Source organism: Micromonospora sp. C51, from assembly GCF_018070435.1.
Taxonomy (GTDB): Bacteria; Actinomycetota; Actinomycetes; order Mycobacteriales; family Micromonosporaceae; genus Micromonospora; species Micromonospora sediminimaris.
The window spans coordinates 43,750-64,630 of record NZ_JAGPXQ010000011.1 but is presented as its reverse complement, the minus strand read 5'-3'; the positions used below and the strand labels follow the sequence as shown (position 1 = coordinate 64,630).

23 protein-coding genes are annotated in these 20,881 nt (G+C 70.2%); 10 read left to right on the top strand and 13 right to left on the bottom strand.

The features are described from left to right. Positions 1 to 105 precede the first annotated feature (105 nt). The 7 genes from KBX50_RS14690 to rox form a co-directional block, all read right to left on the bottom strand. On the bottom strand, positions 106 to 699 hold the full coding sequence (locus KBX50_RS14690; RefSeq protein WP_093407260.1) for an NTP transferase domain-containing protein: 594 nt from the start codon (positions 697 to 699) through the stop codon (positions 106 to 108). A 144-nt stretch (positions 700 to 843) separates the two neighbouring features. After that, positions 844 to 2,076 (bottom strand): glycosyltransferase 87 family protein, encoded by a 1,233-nt coding sequence (locus KBX50_RS14685; RefSeq protein ID WP_210937585.1) that lies wholly within the window; start codon positions 2,074 to 2,076, stop codon positions 844 to 846. Continuing rightward, positions 2,073 to 3,494, bottom strand: coding sequence for a polyprenol phosphomannose-dependent alpha 1,6 mannosyltransferase MptB (gene mptB, locus KBX50_RS14680; RefSeq protein ID WP_210937584.1), 1,422 nt, complete (start codon positions 3,492 to 3,494; stop codon positions 2,073 to 2,075). Before mptB ends, KBX50_RS14685 begins: the two co-directional genes overlap by 4 nt. A gap of 105 nt (positions 3,495 to 3,599) precedes the next feature. Further along, complete coding sequence (locus KBX50_RS14675) at positions 3,600 to 4,706, bottom strand: hypothetical protein (protein WP_210937583.1); 1,107 nt, start codon at positions 4,704 to 4,706, stop codon at positions 3,600 to 3,602. A gap of 205 nt (positions 4,707 to 4,911) precedes the next feature. Beyond that, entirely contained in the window at positions 4,912 to 6,621 is a 1,710-nt protein-coding gene (locus tag KBX50_RS14670; RefSeq protein ID WP_210937645.1) for a bifunctional 3'-5' exonuclease/DNA polymerase, read from the bottom strand. 26 nt (positions 6,622 to 6,647) lie between these two features. Then, positions 6,648 to 7,022, bottom strand: a complete 375-nt coding sequence (locus tag KBX50_RS14665; RefSeq protein ID WP_210937582.1) for a nitroreductase family deazaflavin-dependent oxidoreductase — start codon at positions 7,020 to 7,022, stop codon at positions 6,648 to 6,650. Positions 7,023 to 7,048: 26 nt separating this feature from the next. Beyond that, positions 7,049 to 8,482 (bottom strand): rifampin monooxygenase, encoded by a 1,434-nt coding sequence (gene rox, locus KBX50_RS14660; protein WP_210937581.1) that lies wholly within the window; start codon positions 8,480 to 8,482, stop codon positions 7,049 to 7,051. A 177-nt stretch (positions 8,483 to 8,659) separates the two neighbouring features. On the opposite strand from rox, the gene KBX50_RS14655 reads away from it, so the two are divergent. The 3 genes from KBX50_RS14655 to KBX50_RS14645 all read left to right on the top strand — a co-directional run bounded on the left by KBX50_RS14655 (position 8,660) and on the right by KBX50_RS14645 (position 10,870). Continuing rightward, positions 8,660 to 9,307: a GyrI-like domain-containing protein gene (locus KBX50_RS14655; RefSeq protein ID WP_210937644.1), complete on the top strand. Its 648-nt coding sequence runs from the start codon at positions 8,660 to 8,662 to the stop codon at positions 9,305 to 9,307. A 33-nt stretch (positions 9,308 to 9,340) separates the two neighbouring features. After that, a complete protein-coding gene (locus KBX50_RS14650; protein WP_210937580.1) occupies positions 9,341 to 10,309 on the top strand; it encodes a GNAT family N-acetyltransferase in 969 nt (322 codons plus the stop codon). Positions 10,310 to 10,474: 165 nt separating this feature from the next. Continuing rightward, on the top strand, positions 10,475 to 10,870 hold the full coding sequence (locus KBX50_RS14645; RefSeq protein ID WP_210937579.1) for a VOC family protein: 396 nt from the start codon (positions 10,475 to 10,477) through the stop codon (positions 10,868 to 10,870). On the opposite strand, the gene KBX50_RS14640 is transcribed toward KBX50_RS14645, so the two are convergent. Beyond that, positions 10,859 to 11,524 carry an AraC family transcriptional regulator gene (locus tag KBX50_RS14640; RefSeq protein WP_210937578.1) on the bottom strand — a complete coding sequence of 222 codons (666 nt, stop codon included), beginning with the start codon at positions 11,522 to 11,524 and terminating at the stop codon, positions 10,859 to 10,861. The two genes, KBX50_RS14645 and KBX50_RS14640, sit on opposite strands and share 12 nt — an antisense overlap. A 141-nt stretch (positions 11,525 to 11,665) precedes the next feature. Between KBX50_RS14640 and KBX50_RS14635 the strand changes: the two genes are divergently transcribed. After that, the gene (locus KBX50_RS14635) at positions 11,666 to 12,379 is read left to right on the top strand and encodes a VOC family protein (RefSeq protein WP_210937577.1); all 714 of its coding nucleotides are present in this window, start codon (positions 11,666 to 11,668) and stop codon (positions 12,377 to 12,379) included. A gap of 44 nt (positions 12,380 to 12,423) precedes the next feature. On the opposite strand, the gene KBX50_RS14630 is transcribed toward KBX50_RS14635, so the two are convergent. Beyond that, the gene (locus tag KBX50_RS14630) at positions 12,424 to 13,164 is read right to left on the bottom strand and encodes a TioE family transcriptional regulator (RefSeq protein WP_307870959.1); all 741 of its coding nucleotides are present in this window, start codon (positions 13,162 to 13,164) and stop codon (positions 12,424 to 12,426) included. A 54-nt stretch (positions 13,165 to 13,218) separates the two neighbouring features. Between KBX50_RS14630 and KBX50_RS14625 the strand changes: the two genes are divergently transcribed. Continuing rightward, the gene (locus KBX50_RS14625; RefSeq protein WP_210937575.1) at positions 13,219 to 14,808 is read left to right on the top strand and encodes a DUF6194 family protein; all 1,590 of its coding nucleotides are present in this window, start codon (positions 13,219 to 13,221) and stop codon (positions 14,806 to 14,808) included. Here the strand turns inward: KBX50_RS14625 and KBX50_RS14620 are convergent. Both KBX50_RS14620 and KBX50_RS14615 read right to left on the bottom strand, forming a co-directional pair. Further along, positions 14,745 to 15,692, bottom strand: a complete 948-nt coding sequence (locus KBX50_RS14620) for a virginiamycin B lyase (protein WP_307870958.1) — start codon at positions 15,690 to 15,692, stop codon at positions 14,745 to 14,747. The genes KBX50_RS14625 and KBX50_RS14620 overlap by 64 nt on opposite strands. Beyond that, on the bottom strand, positions 15,689 to 16,345 hold the full coding sequence (locus KBX50_RS14615; RefSeq protein ID WP_374224631.1) for a CatB-related O-acetyltransferase: 657 nt from the start codon (positions 16,343 to 16,345) through the stop codon (positions 15,689 to 15,691). The genes KBX50_RS14620 and KBX50_RS14615 overlap by 4 nt, the downstream gene beginning before the upstream one ends. A 140-nt stretch (positions 16,346 to 16,485) precedes the next feature. Between KBX50_RS14615 and KBX50_RS14610 the strand changes: the two genes are divergently transcribed. The 3 genes from KBX50_RS14610 (at position 16,486) to KBX50_RS14600 (ending at position 18,265) form a co-directional block, all read left to right on the top strand. Further along, positions 16,486 to 17,022, top strand: coding sequence for a TetR/AcrR family transcriptional regulator (locus tag KBX50_RS14610; RefSeq protein ID WP_210937643.1), 537 nt, complete (start codon positions 16,486 to 16,488; stop codon positions 17,020 to 17,022). A gap of 13 nt (positions 17,023 to 17,035) precedes the next feature. Further along, a complete protein-coding gene (locus tag KBX50_RS14605; protein WP_210937573.1) occupies positions 17,036 to 17,659 on the top strand; it encodes a DivIVA domain-containing protein in 624 nt (207 codons plus the stop codon). Positions 17,660 to 17,725: 66 nt separating this feature from the next. Continuing rightward, on the top strand, positions 17,726 to 18,265 hold the full coding sequence (locus KBX50_RS14600) for a GNAT family N-acetyltransferase (RefSeq protein ID WP_210937572.1): 540 nt from the start codon (positions 17,726 to 17,728) through the stop codon (positions 18,263 to 18,265). A gap of 177 nt (positions 18,266 to 18,442) precedes the next feature. Here the strand turns inward: KBX50_RS14600 and KBX50_RS14595 are convergent, their stop codons facing one another. After that, entirely contained in the window at positions 18,443 to 19,189 is a 747-nt protein-coding gene (locus KBX50_RS14595; protein ID WP_210937642.1) for a phosphotransferase family protein, read from the bottom strand. On the opposite strand from KBX50_RS14595, the gene KBX50_RS14590 reads away from it, so the two are divergent. Then, complete coding sequence (locus KBX50_RS14590) at positions 19,151 to 19,741, top strand: helix-turn-helix domain-containing protein (protein ID WP_307870957.1); 591 nt, start codon at positions 19,151 to 19,153, stop codon at positions 19,739 to 19,741. The genes KBX50_RS14595 and KBX50_RS14590 overlap by 39 nt on opposite strands. 2 nt (positions 19,742 to 19,743) lie before the next feature. Here KBX50_RS14590 and KBX50_RS14585 read toward each other — a convergent pair whose 3' ends face one another. Further along, the gene (locus tag KBX50_RS14585) at positions 19,744 to 20,232 is read right to left on the bottom strand and encodes an SRPBCC domain-containing protein (RefSeq protein WP_210937571.1); all 489 of its coding nucleotides are present in this window, start codon (positions 20,230 to 20,232) and stop codon (positions 19,744 to 19,746) included. A gap of 140 nt (positions 20,233 to 20,372) precedes the next feature. Between KBX50_RS14585 and KBX50_RS14580 the strand changes: the two genes are divergently transcribed. Beyond that, the gene (locus tag KBX50_RS14580) at positions 20,373 to 20,822 is read left to right on the top strand and encodes a helix-turn-helix domain-containing protein (protein WP_210937570.1); all 450 of its coding nucleotides are present in this window, start codon (positions 20,373 to 20,375) and stop codon (positions 20,820 to 20,822) included. Positions 20,823 to 20,881 lie beyond the last annotated feature (59 nt).

The following is a 20,881-nucleotide window of genomic DNA, read 5'->3' as shown; positions in this document are numbered from 1 at the left end:
TTGATCATGAGGTTAGCGGCAGTTTGAAGATCATCTAGTGCCGTCAAACTCATGATCAACGGGAGCAGGAGGGCTGGGCAGGGCAGGGCGGGGGGCGGGTGGGGGTCAGGCGCCGACGCGTTGTTCGGGGACGGTGAGGCCGTACAGGGCCATCAGCTCGGGGGTGTCGACCCGGCTGCCGTCGGCCACCGCGTCGCAGGCGATGTCGACGATCTGGTCCTTGTGCGCCAGCAGGTACGGCCGGGCGCCGACGTCGGCACTGGCCAGGGTGGCGATGCCGGGCCAGTGCCGACGGCCGAACAGCATCGGGTAACCGCGCAGGCCGTTGTAGGTGGCACAGACCAGCACGTCAGGGAAGGGCAGCGCGGCCACCCGGCGGACCGCCGCGGCGGTGAGCCCGGGCATGTCCACCGGCACCACCACCGCCGCCTCGACCCGGTCGTCGTCGATGCCGGCGAGACCGGCCCGGATGGACGAGCCCACGCCGGTACCCCAGGCGCGGTTGACCACCACCGTGGCGCGACTCAGGTCGGCGGTCTGGCGGACCTGGTCGGCCGCGGCGCCCAGAACGACCACGATCTGCCCGCAGCCCGCCTCCGTCAGCGTGTCGATCATCTGGTCGACCAGGGGTTTGCCGCCCTGGTGCAGCAGGGCCTCCGGCCCGCCGATCCGGCGGCCACCCCCCGCAGCGATGATCATTCCTGCGATCCGGTTCAGAGCTGCGCTCCCTCCAGCGTGGGAGCGGTCGGGGCCGCGTGACCCCGACCCTCCCGTCCTACGCACACCGTTTGCAACGACAGCGGTCGGAGGAGAGTGGCGGGGCATTTGGTGTAAATTGGGTATCTATCCGGATTGCACGGACATCCCATCCGGCGTGCGGCGGCCCGCATCGCCCGAAATCGGCAGCAGCAGCATCGCCACCGCGACCAGCAGATAGGCGTTGCCGCCGAGAAAACCGTGCGGTCCGCTGGACCCGTTGGCGAAAATCCACACGACTCCGCTGCTCAGCACCGCGTACCCGACGACCCCGGCCCGCAGCCGCCATCGTTCGACGGATCTGGTCGACGGCCACGGCAGCGTCGCGCCGACGAGGACGATCAACCCAGGCACCAGCCACACGAGATGGTGCACCCAGCTGACCGGGCTGACCAGCACCCCGAGGACCCCGGTGAAGGCGAACCCGAGGCGTTCGTCCCCCGCGGCCCGTCGGACCTGGTACCACCAGAAGGCGAGCGCTGCGGCCACCAGGCACAGCCACAGCAACCGGTCGGGATGCGCCGGGTCGAGCCGGGCAACCAGACCCAGCAGCGACTGGTTCGACACGTACTCCAATTTCCCGACCCGCCCGGTGTCCCACAGCGCCTCGGTGAAGTAGGTGCGGGTGGCGTTCGGTGCCACGACTGCCGCCAGCAGGGTCGCCACCGCCGTGGTCAGCGTGGCCGTCGCGGCGGCCCGCCACCGTCGGGTCACCAGCAGGTACGCGACGAAAACCGCCGGCGTCAGCTTGATCGCGGCGGCCAGTCCGATGCCGACGCCGGCCAGCCGGTGCCGACGCTCCAACAGCCACAGGTCGACGTAGACCAAGGCCATCAGCAGCAGATTCACCTGCCCGAAACTGACCGTGTCGCGGACCGGGTTGAGCGCGGCGAACAGGCAGGCCGCCAGCGCGAAGGTATGCCACCTCGGCCAGCCGGCGCGCCGCGCGACGGGCCCGACCAGCAGGTGCAGCAGGAAGCTGGCTGCCACGACGGTGAGCGCCAGGTTCGCCGCGATCGCCGGATGCCAGGGCAGGGCCGCCACCGGCAGCATGACCAACGCGGCGAAGGGCGGATAGGTGAAGCCGTACTGGTTCCAGGTCACCCACTCGTAGAGTTGGCCGCCGTCCGCCCAGTGGCGTACCGCGCCGTGGTAGACACCGATGTCGAACCAGCCGCGGTGCCCGGGCAGCACCGCGATCGCCACGCCGATCGCGGTGGCCAGCCCGATGATCAACAGCGTCCGACGCCTGTGCTGCGTGGCCGGCCTGGTCACACTGAGGGCGGTGGTGCTGGCCCGGGGCCGCCCGGTGGTGGTCATCGGCGACCCACCAGGGCGGGCGGGGCGGACCGGCTGAGCAGCCACAGCACACCGACGGTGGCCAGGCCGAGGAGGACCCCTGCCGCCGCGAGCACCGCCTGGTCCAGGTCCGGGCCGAAACCGCTGGGCAGGACCGCAAATGCCAGCACCGTGGCGGCGAGCGCCGCTGCCTGCCGCGGCCGCCCGTGCGGCGCCGCCGCGGCGAGCAGCACCAACCCCCACAGCGCGTACCAGGGCCGGGTCGCCGGACCGAGCAGCGCCACGGCCAGCAGGACCAGGCCGACCGCGTACGGCGGACCCAGCCGACGTCGCTGATGCCAGGCGACCACCGCGACAGCGAGCAGCCCGAACAGGCCCAGCAGAACCCCGGCGCGCATCGGCGTGGCACCCAGATGCAGGTCGAACGTCTCCGCGAGCCGCTGCGCGCCCCGGCCGAGGGCGGTCGAGACCGACCAGCTGTGCCGGTACACGGGCGTGGCGAGGGCGTCGATCCAGCCGTATCCGATTCCGCTCGCCCAAGTCACCGCCACACCGCTGGCCCCCGTGAGGCCGGCGACCCGCACCACCGCCCGGAAGGCGCCGAGGCGCCGGGCGGCAAGCGCGCCCACCACCAGCAGGCCCAGCAGCGCCGGCACCTTGACCAGGGCGGCGAACGTGACCAGCACGGTGGCCGCGCCGAACCGGTCGGCGAGCGCCAGCCGAAGGCCGAGCACGAGCAGGCCCAGCATCACCGCCTCGTTGTGGGCACCCGCGACCAGGTGCAGCGGAACGAGCGGGTTGAGCACCCCCAGCCAGAGAGCGGCTGCCGGGTCGACCCCACAGTGGTGCGCCAGACGCGGCAGGTTGATCACGAGAAGCGCCACCCCGGCCAGTGCGACGAGCCGCAGCATCAGTACGCCGAGCGCCAGGTGCCCTCCGGTGAACCAGGAAACTCCGGCGACGAGGGACAGGAAGACCGGCCCGTACGGCGCGGGCGTCTGCTGCCACATCTGCGGCACCTCGGTGGCGAGGTGTCCACCGAGGTGCGCCACGCCCACCCGGTAGACATCCAGGTCGGCCAGGACCATCGCGCCCTGAGCCAGGTAGCTGTAGACATCGCGGGAGAACATCGGCGGTGCCAGCAGCAACGGCCCGGCCCAACAGGCCAACGTGACGGCGGCGCCTCGGGCCCGGGCGGGATTGTCCGGCGTGCGGCCGGGCCGGCGCAGGTCGCGGCCAGCACACCACCAGGCGAGCGTGAGCAGGGTCAGACCGGCGTAGCCGGCCACCAACGCGGGCCGGTCGGCATGCCGAAAGGCCGCCCACCACAGGGCGTCCCGCACCGGCAGTGCGCCGGCACCGCAACCGGCGACCGCCAGCAGGGCGCCACCCACCCCGCCCAGGAGTCGGTACGCAATGACGCTCGTCGGTGTCAGCACCGGGGCATGGTGGCAGCGCGAGCTGACCGCGAGACGGCCGCCGGTCGGTCAACAGGAGACCCTCGGGTGTCCGCTCAGCTCGACCGGGATCGTGCTCGCGTCGGGCTACAGCTCGCGTCGGGTGGCCAGCCGCAGCCGGCGCTTGACGCCACCGGCCGCGCGGGTCCTGAGCCGGGAGAGGACGTTGACGGCGTCGGCTCGGCCGTCCGGCTGCGGACTGAGGCTGTCGGCGTGACCCAGCATGCCGACGATCGTCTCGACAGCGACCTGGAGCAGCTGTTCCTCGTCCAGTTCGTCGGGGCTGATGCTCTGCCGCATCACGGTCGGCCGCAGGTCGTCGAGGTCACCGACGATCCGGCACGGATAGTCCTGAAGCTCCTTGATCTGCTGCTCCGCCAGGTCCCGCACCCAGTCGGCCCGGTCCAGGCCGACGCCGAAGGGCACGCCCTCGCGCCGTTTGAGCACGGCGTCGACGAGATGCCGCTGGACCACCCTCTGGTACGGCGTCCGCAGCGGATACCTGTCGCCCAACGCCAGGTTGACCCGGCGCAGCAGTTCGATCTCGGCCGCGCCGAGCGACGGGTTCGAGGTCGGTTCCGCCAGCTGGCACAGCCCGTCCGGGATCCCCAGGATGCCGGCGAACCGCTGCCAGAGCAGGTCCCTCGGTGCGCCGGGCGGCGGAACCGTCACCAGGTACCGGTGCTCAGCGGGGACCAGGTCGCCCCAGCGGCGCAGCATGCGCGGTGCCGTGTGGTTGTTCCAGAAGGCCTCGGCCCTGCCATTCTCGACGGCGCGCATGAACGCCCCGAACCGCCAGCCACTGCGCGCCCGGATGCTCTGCTGCCAGAAGGACGGGAAGGTCCGCCACAGGTCGCGGCCGGCCGCGATGACATGGACCTCGGCGGCCTCCAGGCTCTCCACCGCCCGGGCGGCCTGTTCGCTGGTCGCCGCACCCAGCCCCTCGTTGCTGATGATCACATCACCCGGCCAGCTGCGTGCCTTCTCGGCCAGCCGGTCCCAGGTCCAGTAGACGTCGCTGTCCCGCCAGGGCGCCGCCCGCAGATCGGCCATCGCGTGGTCGTGCGCCACGGCACTGCCCGGCAGAAGAATGCCGGCGTCCCGCAGAGCGGCACAATTGTTCCAGAGCACGTTCTGCACATAGGTGCTTCCCGTTTTCGGCGCACCGATATGCAGATAGACGCGTCTGGCCATGCCGCCTCCCGGACCCGACACCATGTCGATCGAAGTGGTCACCTTTGCGGAGCCAGGGTGACATACGGCGGGCGTACGCCAAAACAGCGGGCGATGCCTTTTCCGGCAGACAAATTCCCTGTTGTGCAGAGATGTATGGGCCACGAAATTCTGGTGAACAGTTTCACCGCAGCGTCGGCCGGGGCGATCGCCGCAGCACGTCCTCTCAGGCCGCGTCGGCATAACACTCCACGACAGACAGATCCAACGGGAAACGCACCGGAGTATCCCCGAACAGCAGCGCGGCGGCTCGTCGACCGGCCCGATCGACCGCCTCGGCGACCTGCCCGGCCTGCTCCGCCGGGCAGTGCACGATCACCTCGTCGTGCTGGAAGAAGACCAACTCGGCCCGGGTGCCGGCCAACTCGCCGCGGAGCACCGCGAGCAGGGTGGACGCCCACTCGGCCGCGGTGGCCTGGATGACGAAGTTGCGGGTGAACCGACCCCGGGCTCGGGCCGCCCGAGCCCGGGGTGACTGGGCGTCACTGCCCGCCTCCGGATCCGTCACGCCCTCCTCGTCCACGCCGAACCCCACCGTGCCGGGCGGGCAGGTCCGCCCCAACCAGGAACGCACCAGGCCGCCCACCTCGCCGGTCCGCGCCGCCGCCTCGACGTAGCCGAACGCGGTCGGATAGCTGCGTCGCAGCACTGCCAGCGCGGGCACCGCGGCCCCACCGGTCTGCCCGTACATGGCCCCGAGCAGCGCCAGCTTGGCCCGGCCACGGTCACCGTCGAACGCGTCCCGAGCCAGTGCGGCGTAAAGGTCACCGGTCGCTCCGGCGGCGGCGAGCCGGACGTCACCGGAGACCGCGGCCAGCACCCGTGGCTCCAACTGCCCGGCGTCGGCCACCACGAACCGCCAGCCGGGGTCGGCCACCACCGCCCGGCGGATCACCTTTGGAATCTGCAACGCGCCGCCGCCCCGGGTGGCCCACCGCCCTGACACCACCCCGCCGGGGACGTACTCCGGGCGGAACCGTCCGTCGCGCACCCAGGCGTCCCGCCACGCCCGACCGTGCGCCGTCCAGATCCGGTACAGCTCCTTGTACTCCAGGATCAGCGGCACCGCTGGATGATCGACCCCGCGCAGCACCCAGGCCCGGGTGTTCGGCAGCTCCACGCCGACCCGCGCGAACGCCTTCAGCAGCTCGGCCGGGCTGTCCGCGTGCACCTGCCGGACCCCGAACGCGGCGGCGATCCGCGCGGCCAACTCCGCCAGCCGGCGCGGCGGCCCACCCACCGGAGAGGGTTCACCCAGCAACTCGGCGAGGACCGCGTCGTGCACGTCGGCCCGCCAGGGCAGCCCGGCCGCGCCCATCTCGGCCGCGATCAACGCACCGGCCGACTCGGCCGCCACGAGCAGCCGGAACCGCCCCGGGTCACCGGTCGCCGCGACCCGGCCGAGTTGGTCGGCGTACACCCGGGTCAGGGCGGTGATGCCGGGGCCCGGCGGCCCCGGCACGGCGTCGAAGAGCGCGGCCTGACCGGTGCCGGGCGGGGTGGCGGCGCGGGGCGGCGGATCGGCCGGCACCGGCGCACCGGTCAACCGCGCCCAGGCCGCTGCCAGCCCGCGGGGCTCACCCCACCGGCCCGCGTACCCGAGCAGCAGCGCCTCGGTCAACTCCACGTCGTGGCACCGCTGCACCATGACCCCGGCGCGGAGCAGCGTCGGGTAGAGCGCGGCCCCGGATGCCCACACCCAGCGCGGCTGGTCGGTGCGTTCCCGGGCGGCCACCGCGGCGGGCAGATCGACGACCGGTTCGGGCGCGCCCAGCGGCGCACCGGTCGGGTCGAGGGGTTGCAGACTTCCCCCGCCCCGGTCGTCGGACACCACCGCCACCAGCACGAACGTGATTCTGCCCGGCCCCTGCGACAGACCGGGGCCGGCCCTCGGTCCGCTGGTCAGTCTCGGCGAAGGTTCATCCGCAGCAGTTCGGACTCGTCGGAGATGCCCGGTGGCGCCTTGGTGCCCGCCGGAACCAGCGACCAGACCTCCTGCTTGCGCACCAGCCGAGGAGAATCCAACTGCACCTGCTCGCCGTCGACGGACAGCCGCGCCGTTCCGGCTGCGAGGACGTTGCGGACCCAGTCGGTACGCGGCCCGTACAGCGGAAGGAACAGGTATCCGTCGGGCAGCGGGTGGGCGTCCAGCGGAGTCTGGTACGTCCTGCCGGACGATCTGCCCACGTGCGTCAGGACCGGTCGGACGCCCCGACGGACTTCCCGCGGGTTGACGAACCGTTTGTTGAACCGGGCGAGCCACCGCGGCAACGGCATGCCGACCTCCTCGTTCTCGGTGCGTGTCAGCGAGCACCACCGAACCACCTGGTTAGCGCCACCTCAAGGGTCTGCTGGTCCGCGCCGACCCACGCGACGTGCCCGTCCGGCCGAAGCAGGACCGCCGGCACGTCCAGTTCCTCGGTGGTGTCGACGACATGATCTACCCGGTCGCGCCAGCCGTCCACCGCGAGCCGCCCGGTCTGGTCGAGTAGCAGCCCATTCCCGGAGCGCATCAGCTCGAACAGCCGCCCACGTTTGACGTGGACGTCGCGCAGCCGCCGCCCGAGCAGGGCAGGGCCCTCGCCGAAGTCGTACCGGACACCGATCGCCGTGATCTTCTCGATCAGGAACCGGTTGACGTCGTTGAAGTCCATCAGCTGCGCCAGCAACCGTCGGACGGCCTGCGGTCCGGGCTCGTTGGTGGTCAACTCCATCTGGGCCCGCGTGTTGTCGAGCACGTCCGCTGCCACCGGATGCCGCTCGGACTCGTAGCTGTCCAGCAGATCGTCCGGCGCCCAGCCGTTGATCGCCGCCGCCACCTTCCAACCCAGGTTGAACGCGTCCTGGATCCCGAGGTTCAGCCCCTGACCGCCCATCGGCGGGTGCACGTGCGCGGCGTCACCGGCCAGGAACACCCGTCCGACCCGGTATCGCTCCGCCTGGCGGGTGGCATCGCCGAAGCGCGACAGCCAGCGGGGCGAGTGCAGCCCGAAGTCCGTGCCCGCGTACGCGCGCAGCTGCTGCTGGAACTCCGCGAGCGTCGGCGGCTGCGACCGGTCTTCGACCACGTGCTCCGCCGGCACGACCACCCGGAATGTCCCCGGCGTGCCCGACGGCCCGACCCCGAACCGCTTCTCGGTCTTGCGTACCTCGGTCACCACCTCGGCGATGTCCTCCGGCGAGGCCGTCACCTCGACCTCACCGAGCAGCGTGTCGACTCGGGAGGGCTCGCCCGGGAAGCCGACACCGAGCAGCTTCCGAACCGTGCTGCGCCCGCCGTCACAACCGATCACGAACCGGGCGCGCACCGGCGACACGCTGCTGTCTCCGAGGTGGACGGTCACCCCGTCGTCGTCCTGCTCCAGCGCGACCACCGCGCAGCCCCGCCGGATCTCGGCGCCAACCTCGGCCGCGTGCTCGGCGAGCAGCCGATCGGTGAGCGTCTGCGGGATCCCGAGCACATATCCGTGGGCGGTGTCCAGTCCACTGGGGGCGGGCTTGTCGATACCCGCGAAGAATCCCCGGATCGGAAACTGCTTACCGTTTTCGAGGAACCGTTCCAACAACCCCCGCTGATCCATCACCTCGATGCTGCGCACGTGCAGCCCGAGCGACCGCACGAACGGCGGCGGCTCGGCCTCTTTCTCCAACACGAGCACGCTGACGCCCCGCAGCCGCAATTCGCTCGCCAACATCATGCCAGTGGGCCCACCGCCGACAATGATCGCATCAAACATCAGTCCCCCAAGTGCACCCATTCTTGCCGCTCGGCCGACGATTGTGCGCCACGACCGGGGTCTTGCCGCAATCCCGGGGCTGCGGTATACGTTTATAGTGGCAAGGTGATCTACCGCGACCCCGACGGCAACGAGGTCGGCTTCGCGGCGCGCCGGTCGACCCGGCTCAGGCACCCGATGACAGACAAGACTGACTTCAAGAAGACCGCTGACGTCTACCAGGCGCACCGGGGGCGGTTCCGTGTCCTGGACGTACCCGACATGCGGTACCTCATGATCGACGGCCACGGCGACCCCAACACCTCACCCGCCTTCACCACCGCCGTCGAGGCTCTCTATCCGGTGGCGTACAAGCTCAAGTTCGCCAGCAAGCGGCACCTCGGGCGCGACTACGTCGTCCCGCCGCTGGAGGGCCTGTGGTGGGCCGAGGACATGGCCGCCTTCACCACGTCGCGGGACAAGTCACGGTGGAGCTGGACCCTGTTGCTGATGGTCCCGGACTGGGTCGACCGGGCCATGTTCGACGCCGCCGTCACGCAGGCCGGGGCAAAGAATCAGCCGGTACGCCTCGATGACATCCGCCTGGAGACCCTGTCCGAAGGACGTTGCGTGCAGACGCTGCACGTCGGTGCCTTCGACGACGAAACAGCCGTGCTCGCCCAGCTGCACGAAGAGTTCATCCCGGCCCAGGGGCTGCGCATGACCGGGAAGCACCACGAGATATACCTCAGTGACTTCCGCAGGGTCGCACCCGAGAAACAGCGCACCATCCTGAGGCAGCCGGTCACTGCCGAGGCCGCGCCCGCGCCGTCGAAACCCGGATGACCGCGACGCCCGGTGGTGCGTAGGGTGCCGGCCATGTCCCGCGCCGAGCTACGGCCGCTCACGGCCGCCGATCTGGCTGCCTGCGCCACGTTGCTGGCCGAGCGGCACCGCCGGCACCGCGTCGCCCAGCCGCTGCTGTCCGCCCGCTTCGAGGACGCCGCCGCGGCGCTGGCCGAGCTGACCACCGCGTACGAGACGCCGGACGCCTCGGGGGCGGTCGCCCACCGCGCCGGTGGCCCGGTGGGTTTCGTCCTCGGTGCGCCGAAGCCGTCACCGCTGTGGGGGCCGAACATCTGGGTGGAGGCCGCCGGGATGGCGGCCACCGATCCCGAGGTGATGCGCGACCTGTACGCGCTCGCCGCCACCCGATGGGTCGACGAGGGCCGCACGGCGCACTACGTCGTCGTTCCGGCACACGACGCGGAGCTGGTACAAGCCTGGTTCCGACTGGGCTTCGGCCAGCAGCACGCGCACGCCATCCGGCCCGCCGCACGGCTGGCAACGGCCACCCCGGCCGGGCTGTCGGTGCGTCGGGCGACCCGGGCCGACATCCCGCTGCTCGCTCAACTCGATCTTGAATTGCCGCTGCATCAGGGACAGTCCCCGACCTTCTCCGCCGGCCCGATGGGCACGCTGGAGGAGACCGTCGCCGAGTGGACGGCCGACATCGACAACCCCGGGTACGCCACCTTCGTGGCCGAGGCGGGCGGCCAGGTCATCGGCTCTGCCATCGGCTGCGCGCTGGAAAAGTCGAGCGCCCACCTGAGTCTGGCCCGCCCGGAGCACGCCGGGTTCCTCGGGTTCGCGGCGGTCCTTCCGCACGCACGCGGCGTCGGCGCCGGACGAGCCCTCGGCACGGCGGTCATCGACTGGGCGGTGTCGGCGGGTTTCGACAGCGTGGTCACCGACTGGCGAGTCACCAACCTGCTCTCCTCGCGGACCTGGCCGAAGCTGGGCTTCACCGAGACGTTCCTCCGGCTGCACCGGCTGATCCGTTTCTGAGCGCGTGCTACGAGCGTACGCAACCAGACGCTCGTCCTCGGCCTCAGCCGGAGTCAGCGGTCCACCGCCGCGCCCGGCAACGAGCAGCTTCTGGGCCGACCGACCGCCGACCGGTGTCCGATTCGTTCAAGACTTCTTCGGCGGCATGCTCGTACTGTCGAATTCATGGCACCCACCTTCAACGCGATCGGCCTCGCGGTGGCCGACATGGCCGCGTCCCTGTCCTTCTATCGGCGACTCGGCCTGGAGTTTCCGGACGGTGCCGAGCAGGAGCCGCACGTCGAGACGACGGTGGCGGGCGGCATCCGTCTCATGTGGGACACCCACGCCTCGTTGCAGTCCTTCGACCCGGGTTACCAGCCGGCACCGCCCTCCGGCGGCTGGGCCTTTCTCTGCTCCGATGCGGCAGAGGTGGACCGATGCCACGGCGACCTGGTCGCTGCCGGACACTCGTCGGTCAACGCGCCCTGGGACGCGCCGTGGGGGCAGCGTTATGCACAGGTACGCGATCCGGACGGCAACGTCGTGGACCTCTTCGCCTGGACCCCGTCACCGCAGTAGAGCGCTCAGCGGCACGCCGGCCATCGCCCGTACCTCGCGTGCGAGATGGGCCTGGTCGGCGTAACCCGCATCGACTGCCACCGTCGCGAACGACCGACCCGACCGGGCCAACGCAAGGGCCCGCTGCAACCGCAGAATCCGCTGCAAGGTCTTCGGCCCGTAACCGAAGGCGGTGTTGCAGCGCCGCTGCAACTGTCGGGAGCTCAGACCACACCGCTCGGCGACCGACCTCACAGGCAACCCCGCCTGCGCGGCACCGGCCAGAGCAACCATCACCCGGTCGGCCCCTTGCCAGCGTCGGCTCGCCGCCGAGGTCAGCGCGGCGGCCGGATCGTCGGACTCGGCGATGGCCCGCACGACGGCCGCCGGCCACACCGCGTCCAGCGGCACCCGCCGATCGACCAACTCGAAGGCGGGCACGCCCAGCACACCGGGCCCGGTGCCCGCGCCGAACCGCAGCGCAACGTACCGACTACCAGGCACAACAGACTCGACCTGAGCGGTCGTGTCCGGCCCGGCGACGAAAACCGTGCCATCCCACCAGATGATGTCGAGACAGCCGTCCGGCACAATCCGCGTGGATCCACCGCCCGGCGGCGTGACACTCTGCCAGGCCACGACGTACGGCAGCGGTGACGACCATTCCTCGTACACGCCTCAACCCTCCCATCCGGGCACGACAACTCACGAGGATGCCCGTTCGAGCGAGATCCTTCTGCGTGGGTTGCCGTGGCGCTTCGCGCCCCTCGTGTCGTAGCGGAGGTCCGTGTCGGTGGGCTGAGGCAGGATGTGGCCATGACCGTGACTGCTCACCTGGACCTGGCCATCTTCGACGCGGCGGACATTGACAAGGTTGGCTTGTTTTATGCCGAGTTGACCGGCTGGGACGTCGTCCGTCAGGATCCTGACCGGTTCGGCCTCCGGACTCCGGATGGTCAAGAGGTCGAGTTTCAGCGCGCGCCCGACCATGTCGGGCCGCGGTGGCCCGGGCAGGAGCACCCGCAGCAGTTCCACCTGGATCTACAGACCGACGATCCCCAGGCGGCGGCCGAGCGCGCGGTCGCCCTCGGTGCGGTCCGGCTGGCCGACGGCCCGACCTGGATCACCCTGGCCGACCCGGCCGGTCATCCATTCGATCTCTGCCAGGCGCAGGGTGTCGGCCCGGTGATGGGGCTGTTCGCGGTGACGATCGACGCTCCCGACGCGTCAGCTCTGGCCCGCTTCTACGCCGACCTCACCGGTATGGAGATCACCTACGACGGCCCCGAGGGCGCGCTCATCGCCGGTGGCGGTAAGAGCCTGATGTTCCAGCAGATCAGCGCCTACAACCCGCCCCGCTGGCCGGATCCGGCGCACCCTCAGCAGGCCCATCTCGACCTCGTCGTCGACGACCTCGACGCGGGCGAAGCCCGAGCACTGGAGCTGGGCGGCCGTCGGCTGAGCGCAGACGGTGAACGCTTCAGGGTCTTTGCCGACCCGGCCGGCCACCCGTTCTGCCTCATCCGGTAGCCCACGACCACGGCTTACGGTATGGGCGGGCGTTCCGGCGGCGTTCAGCGCCGAACGGCGGACCGGGTGTCGGCGTCGAGGTATTCGGCGAGCCGGGCGGCCCCGGTGAGCATGGCTTGGCCACGGGCGGTGAGTTGTTCCCGCCACTGGCGCAGCGACGCGGCGAGCGGTTCGATGCCCCCGGCCTCGCGCACCCGACGCAGCACGCCGGCGATGTGGTCGAGCCGGTACCCGCCACGGCGCAGCAGGTGAGCGAGTTCGGCGTCGCGGACATCGTCTGGTGAGTAGCCGCGGTAGCCGGTGGCCGGGTCACGCGCCGGCTGCAGAACCCCGGCCCGCTCCCACTTGCGCAGGGTCGCGGGTCGTACGCCGAGGCGGTGGGCCAGCATGCTGATCGGTACTGCTTCCCGGCTCTGTGCTTGCCGCGGTGAACCGGCGAGGACGGTGACCGCCGTCTCGACCGCGTCCAACGTGTCTCGGTCGCGCTGAAGCACGACGTGGCTGTGGTCGATCGTGCGCAGCGCGGCGTCGATGTCACCCCGGTTGACAGCACGCATGATGTCACCGCTGGCCGGGTAGCCGTGGCCCGCGATCAGCCCGAGATAGGCGCTCAGCGCCTTCGCGTGCACCTCGGTGAATCGGCGGTAGCCGGTCGGGCTGCGCTGGGCCGGCGGCAGTACGCCATCCCGCTCGTAGTTGCGCACGGCCTGCGCGGAGAGGCCGTGCCGGCGCGCGAGGTCGACTGGTCGGCGTACCCCTGGGTTGGAGGGTTTCAGGGCGGTCACCTCGCTCGATCGCTGAAAAGTCTCAACCGGTAGTTCAACGATACGGTTGATGCAATGACGTCCCTTCTTGACCTGCTTGCCGTACCGCCGACGCTGCTCGCGCTCGGCGAGCCGACGCACGGCGAGTCCGCCTTCCTCCAGATCCGCAACGAGACCTTCATGTCGCTGGCCGTGCGGGGCTACCGGTCGATCGCGCTGGAGAGCGACCGGGCGGCGGGGCTGATCGCCAACGAGTTCGTCCAGGGCTCCACCGCCGTCACGCTCGACCGTGCGCTCACCGAAGGGTTCAGCCACGGGTTCGGCGGCGCCCCGGCCAACCGTGACCTGCTGCTGCGGATGCGCGAGTGGAACGCCGGCCGACCGGCCTCCGAACGCCTGACGTTTCACGGCTTCGATGCCCCGCTGGAGATCGAGGGTGCCCCGAGTCCCCGGCACTACCTCATCCGGACCTGCGACTTCCTCGGCCTCGACCGATCGACGGAAATCGACGACCTGATCGGGGACGAGGCGCGGTGGAGCGACCCCGCTGCTATCTGGGAGCCCGGCAGGTCGGTCGGGCGGTCGGCCGACGCCCAGCGCCTGCGGGTGATCGCCGACGAGCTGCTGATCGAGCTGTACCTGAACGCACCCCGACTGGCCGAGGGCTGGCCGGCAGCGTTCGTGCAGGCCATGTCCGCCGTCGCGGTGCTGCGCTACCACGCGGCGGCCGCCGCACCACTGAAGCGGGAGGAACGCTTCGCCCGCCTGGCCGGGGTCCGGGACGCGCTGATGGCGGAGAACCTGCTTCAGATCCGATCGGCCGAGGCACACCGTGGACCCACGCTGGTCTTCGCGCACAACACACACCTCCAGCGCCAATCGAGCACGATGACCATGGCCGGAAAGGACGTCTCGTGGGCCGGCGCCGGTGCCATCGTCGGGTCGCTGCTGAATGACCGGTACGCGGTGATCGTCGGTAGCCTCGGCGCGAGCCCCGCCCTCGGCATCGGGGCGCCCGCCCGGTCGACCTACGAAGGCAGACTCCAGCGGGGGACCATGCTTCCGCGGTACGTCCGGGCGTCCGAGGTAGCAGCGGCCGAGCGGAGAACGCACGATCACCGCTACTTCCCGCTCGACCAGGCCACCATCGACCATGCCGACGCGGTGCTGCACATCCCGACCGGCGTCGACGCGGCCGTGCTCGCCGACCGGATTCTCGCGCTACCCGGCGTCGAGCAGATCGTGACGAACGAGGAGAACGGATCACCCGAGGATGCCGGCGGCGATCGGTTCTTCTACGTCGGCCCCGACCGCCGCCAGCCCTTCGCCACCATCGTCGACCACGACGTGCCCGGCTTCGACGACGCCTCCCAGCTCGACCGTCCCGGCGTCTTCCGCCTCAACCTCGACCTGGGCCGAGCCGAGTTCGAGAGACTGTTCGGCTTCCCACCCAAGGCGTTCGAGGAGCACCGGCAGGAGTTCGACTTCGCCCGGCTGGACACTCTCGTACCGCACCCGGGCTACGCGCTGTACGGCTTCGGCAGCATCGTCATGCCCGGCCCGCACCTGCTGCCCGAGATCGACCGGCTCCTCGCCATCGCTCACGGCCAAGCCGTCGACCGCCACGAACGCGCCGCACGCCGGGCGGCTGACCGACCGGACTGAGCCCCGACGATTCGGGCCAGGGTGCCATTTTCCAATGCCGTCCACAGGTTGCCGTCGGGTCCGAGGGTGATGCCGTGCGGCTCGGAGCGCGGGGTGGGCAGGTCATGGACTTCGATTTTCCCGTCCGGCGTGATGGAGCCGACCCGGTTGCCCCGCCATTCGGTGAACCACAGGTTGCCCTTGTCATCGCCGGTGATGGCGTGCGGACGACCGGCGCGGTCCGGTAGCGGAAACTCGTCGATCGCGCCGTCGGGGGTGATCCGTCCGATCTGGCCGGCAGCGATCTCGACGAACCAGACGGCGCCGTCGGGCCCGGCGGTGATCCCTACGGGGGCCGCTGCCTGCGTCGGCAGCGGGTGAATGGTGATGGTGCCGTCCGTACCGATCCGGCCGATCGCGTTCGCCTGGTTCATCGTGAACCACATGCCGCCGTCGGCACCGGCGGTGATGGCCGACGGGTAGGCGCCGGTGGCCGGGAGCGGGAAGGCGGTGGTCTCGCCGCCAGTGGTGATCCGGCCGATTCGATCGGCGTTCATCTCGGTGAACCACAGGGCACCGTCGGGCCCGGGGGCGATGCCGTACGGCCCGCCGTTGCGGCTGGTTACGGGGAATCGGGTGGTCGCGCCGTCGACGCTGATTCTGCCGATGCGGTGGGCCCGAGACTCGGTGAACCACAGCGCCCGGTCGGGGCCGGTGACGATGATCGTGGGCTGCCCGGCAGGGTCGAGTTGGTACGTGGTGGGCTCCTCACCGGGGATCATGCGTCCGATCTCGCCACTGTGGGCGAGTGTGAACCACAATGCACCGTCGGGTCCGGTGGTGACGGCGTACAGGCCGCGGCCGGCCTCGGCAACTGGGTGTTCCTCAATGAACGCGTACTTCACCGGGCTCGCTCCAGTCCGTTCTCGATGGCGATGCGTTCGATCTCGGCTGGTGTGCCGGTCATCAGCGTGCGGCAGTGCTGGTTGATCAGATCGGCAGGCCAATCCCACCACGCAGCCCTGCGCAGCCGGTGGATGTCTCGGTCGCCGAAGCGTTGGCGGATCGGTCGCGCCGGATTCCCGCCGACGATCGTGTAGGCCGGGACGTCGCTGGTGACCACCGCGCCCGCCGCGATGATCGCCCCGTCGCCGATGCGTACTCCCGGCATGACAGTGGCCCGGTAGCCGAACCACACGTCGTTGCCGACGATGGTGTCGCCTCGACTGGGCATGGCGCTCACGACATCGAGGGTCCGCTCGGCCCACTCGCCGCCGAAGAGGGTGAACGGGAAGGTGGACGGGCCCACGACCGGGTGGTCGCCGCCGGCCATCAGGAACCGGGTTCCCGCCGCTATCGCGCAGAACCTGCCGATGATCAGCTGTTCCGGTCCGTAGCCGTAGAGCACGTTGTGCCGCTCGAAGCCGGTCGCGTCGTCGGGATCGTCGTAGTACGTGTAGTCCCCCACGGTGATCTTCGGAGACGTGACCAGCGCCTTGAGGAACACGACACGTGGATGCGTCGCCACCGGGTGAAGGACTGTGGGATCAGGTGTCACGGACGCCCCGCTCGTTAAGACTACTTCTGTAGCGTTAATATCCTGGCATGGCGTCCCCACGACCGACAAGCGATCCCGACGAGTCCGTCACCGCCCCCACCCGCCGTCCCGGCGGGCGCAGCGCCGCGGTACGACGCCGCGTGCTCGACGCCGCGCTCGCCCAGTTGGTGCAGCACGGCTACGACTCCCTGAGCATTGACGTGGTGGCCGACCGCTCGGGTGTACACCGGACGACGGTGTACCGGCGCTGGCGGGATGTCGGTGGCCTGCTGGCCGACGTCCTGAACGAGGCGAGCGTCGACGCGTGGCGCCCGCCCGACACGGGTTCGCTTGAAGGGGACCTGGTCGCGGTCAACCACGAGGTCTATGCCGCACTGACCGCCGACCCGGTGACCGTGGCGCTGATCGCCGCGTCGTTCCGCTCCGAGCAGGCCGCCGAGGCCCTGCAGGCTTTCTGGACCGGCCGGTACGACCGCTGCACAGACATCGTGCGGCGCGCCGTCGAACGCGGTGAGATACCGGCGGGCACCGATGCGCGGCGACTACTCGTCGCCGCAACCGCTCCGCTGTATCACGAGCTGGTACTCCTGCGGTCGGCAGCCAAGGCGCGCCTTCCCGACCTTGTCGCCCGCAGCGCGACTACCGCCGCCCGTGCAGGCGCCTTCATCGACCGTTAGAAGGTTTCGCAGCGTGGGCTCGATCGGCCCAGTTGTCTCCCGCGTTCAGGCGGGTCGCCCGGGGGCGATCCGGGTTGACTCGTTCGCCATGCTGAAACCGCAAGCTCATGTCCAGACCATCCGAGGAGCAGCCATGCGCAAGCCGGCCAAGACTGCCGCCGCCCTTGTCGGGCTCGGCGTCGGCGTCGCAATCGGTCCGTCCCTCGGTCCGGCAGCTGTCTGGTCCGGCGTCGCGATTGCCGTGCTCGGTGCCGCACTCTGCCTGGTCGGTACGACGGAAAGCGATGTCGCCGGAGACGGCCCGGTCGACCGCGATGAGGAAACTGGGGTGGCAGGCGACGGGCCGCCCACCGGAACAACGGTCGCTGCCCCACGACGCCGCAACCGCCAGCGGCCCAGCCTCGGTGACTTGAACACCCAGGTAGAACAGATCCTCAAACTCGCCGAGGAACAGGCCAACGACCACCGCGACGAGGCACGGCGCGAGAGCGAGGCGATCGTGACCGCCGCCCGACGGGAGGCCGAGGCGATCCTGAACCGAGCCCACGAGCAAACGGCCAGGATCACCGCCAATCATCGGGACCCGTCGTCCACCCGGTCGGCTGCACCGAACGGAAATCCCAGCCCTCCGGCATGAGGCAACGCCCGTCCCGGGACCGAACGGAGGATGTCGCGGCATGGCCGATTCGATACCAATGTCGCTATGCCCGAGCTGAGCCCGCCCATCGTCCGGGTGCATCGATCGTTCGTTGCCGCCATGGCGGAGTTTCGCGCTGAGGGACGCGGTAGCTCGGGAGACCACACCATGATCGGGGCTGAGCTGCGCGAGTTTGGCCTCCGCTGGGCAACGGTGGAGGGCTTCGCCGCGTACGTCGACTGGTTGCGGTCCCAGTCCCTGGAGGACTCACCCCGGCCTGACGGCCACGTGCCGTCGACCACGCTGTGGTGGATCCAGGACGACGATTACCTCGGTCGCCTCGCGATCCGGCATCGGTTGACCCCTCAGTTGCGGGAGGTTGGCGGTCACATTGGCTACGACGTGCGGCCGTCGGCGCGGCGTCAGGGCCATGCGTCCGAGATGCTGCGCGCCGCATTGCCGGTCGCGCGCAGCTTAGGCATCGAGTCCGCGTTGGTGATGTGCGATGTGGACAATGTCGCATCCCGCAGGGTCATTGAGTCCAACGGCGGCATCTTGGAGAACCGATGCGGCGGGAAGTTGCGATTCTGGGTACCGATCACGTGACCGACGGCTGCGGCGCTGGAACGACGGACTACCCGCCAACGACCAGCAGAGGCACACCCGCGCTCGAGCAGTTGTCCGAGTACAGCACGCGCTGGCAACCTGGTTCGGCGACGCCCGTCCCACGGCATGATCGAATGCGCACTCATCGGCAGGTCCGGACGGCGGGCTCGTGCTGCCTCACATTCGCGATCTGAGTACGTCGAACTCGCAACCCGGCGCGGACGGGTCGAAGCCGTGTTCGATCAGCCAGCGGGACGCCAGCAGGCTGCGTAGCGACCACCACGCGCGAATCACATCCCGGTCGACGTCGGTGCCGTAACCGGTCAGGAGATCATCGAGACGGTCCTCGTGCCCGAGGGTCAGCACGGCCAGGTCGTACAGCGCATCGCCGGGCGCCGCCTCGGACCAGTCGATCACGCCGGTGATCTGGTCGCCGTCGGTGAAGATGTGGGTGATCTGCAGGTCTCCGTGCATGAACACCGGCGTCCACGGCCGAAGCGCCGCCTCGGCTATCTCGCGGTTGCGGTCGACCAGGTCGGCGGGCAGGACACCGCTGTCGACGAGCCAGGCGCATTCTCGTTCGAGTTCCGCGTCCAGTCCGACGAGCTTCCTGCCGGCCCATGGCGGTGGTGGCGCGTCGTGCAGCGTCCGGATCATCGCGCCCGCCGCGGCCCACGCCGCCGGCGACGCGGGCGACGGCTCGCCGAGGCGGCCGAGTGCCGCGCCGGGGACAGCGGTGATCGCTAGGACGGGCGGCTTGCGCCACAGGACCTCGGGGGTCGGCACGGGCGCCAGCCGCATCGCCTCGACCTCGACATCGATGCGTGCCTGATCACTGTCGACCTTCAGGAACACATCACCGACACGCAGGGTCGCGCGCTCATCATGGGCGACGACGACCGTGACCTCTTCCACGCCGGCCATTATCGAGGGCCGATCAGCGACGCCGCTGCGGTTATTGCTGCCGGGCCTCGCCGCCGGACCAGCGGCCTGCGACGCGAGGAGGCGGCCCTGCTCTGCCACATGTCGACCGATTACTACTCCCGGCTGGAACGCGAGCGCGGGCCACACCCGTCCGAGCAGATGATCGCCTCGATCGCGCAGGGCCTGCACCTGTCGCTCGACGAGCGCGACCACCTGTTCCGGCTGGCCGGGCACCGTCCTCCGCCGCGCGGCACCACCAGCGACCACATCAGTCCTGGCCTGCTACGGGTACTCGACCGTCTCGACGACACCCCGGCCGAGATCGTCAGCGAACTCGGCGAGACGCTCCGGCAGAACGCGCTCGGCGTCGCCCTCACCGGCGAGACCACCGGCTACACCGGTCCCGCCCGCAGCATCGTTGTTCACCTCGGGCGCCGCTCACCGAGCTGCTCCTTGAGCAGAGCGACGAGTTCCGCAAACTGTGGGAGCAGAACGAGGTCGGCCTGCGCCCGGACGACGGCAGGAACTTCGTGCACCCCGAACTCAATCTGACTTCACCGCCGTCGCGGGTCCGGAGGTCCGGATCGCAGGGCCGCGTCGAGCCCGTTCAGCCGGAGCACGCTTGCGCCGCGCAGGTGCGCCAGGTCCACACTGCCGTCGCCCTCGCATCGGAGGAAGGTCACCTGTTCGGTCCATTCCAGGCAGGTTCCGCCCGTTTCGACGCCGAGCCGGACGGTCACCAGCGAGGTCCATCGCAGTTCGCCGTCGACGATGGCCTCGTAGCCATAGACGATCCAGTGGGCACCGGCGATGTCGATGTATCGCGACCGGTACTCCAGCCGTTCGGGCGCGGTGTCCAGCCCGGTGTAAGTACTGCGGGCCGTCTCGCCCCCGCCCACCCGGAAGTCGTGCTGGTAGGAAGCCACCTTGCCGGGGAGCCGGAACCACCGCCGCCTGATCGCGGTGTCGGCGAACGCCCTGAAGACTTCACCCGGTGGCACGTCGAGGTGCCGCGAGATCGTGAACGTGTCGTGCCGGACCATATCGTTCCTTCCGCCGTCACGGCCGCCCAGGGTTGGCCGCACACCAGTTACGATCAGTAAGAAACGTGCGACCATCCGATTTAGTCCGGCTCTCCCATACGCACTTTGAAGTCAGTAACTGAGCCGTGAGGAACCAAGCCATGAGAAGCTCCCTTGCGGCCGAACTCGCGCAGCGCGGGGTCGCGCCGGACTGCGTACGGACGATCGAACTCGTCCGTGACGTACTCGCGCGGGTCGGCGACAAGTGGACGCTGCTGACCATCACAGTCCTGGCGTCCGGCCCGCTGCGCTTCACCGCGCTACACGAGCAGGTCACCGGCATCTCCCAGCGGATGCTCAGCCAGACGCTGCGCGCACTCACCCGCGATGGGTTGGTGACCAGGACCGCGTACCCGGAAGTGCCCCCGAGGGTGGAATATGCCCTGACGCCACTCGGCCGTTCGCTGCATGAGGCCGTGAACGGCCTCGTGCACTGGGTCCGCGACCACCAGAGCGACATCGCCCGAAACCGCGACGAGTTCGACCAGGCGCCCAATGTCGCTCGGCCTCGTCCTGGTCAACCGGAACGCCCTGACCGGTGCCGTACATGAGCCCGACCATCCGGAGCGCGGGCACGGTGCCGAGCTCGACCGAACGCTGATACCACCGC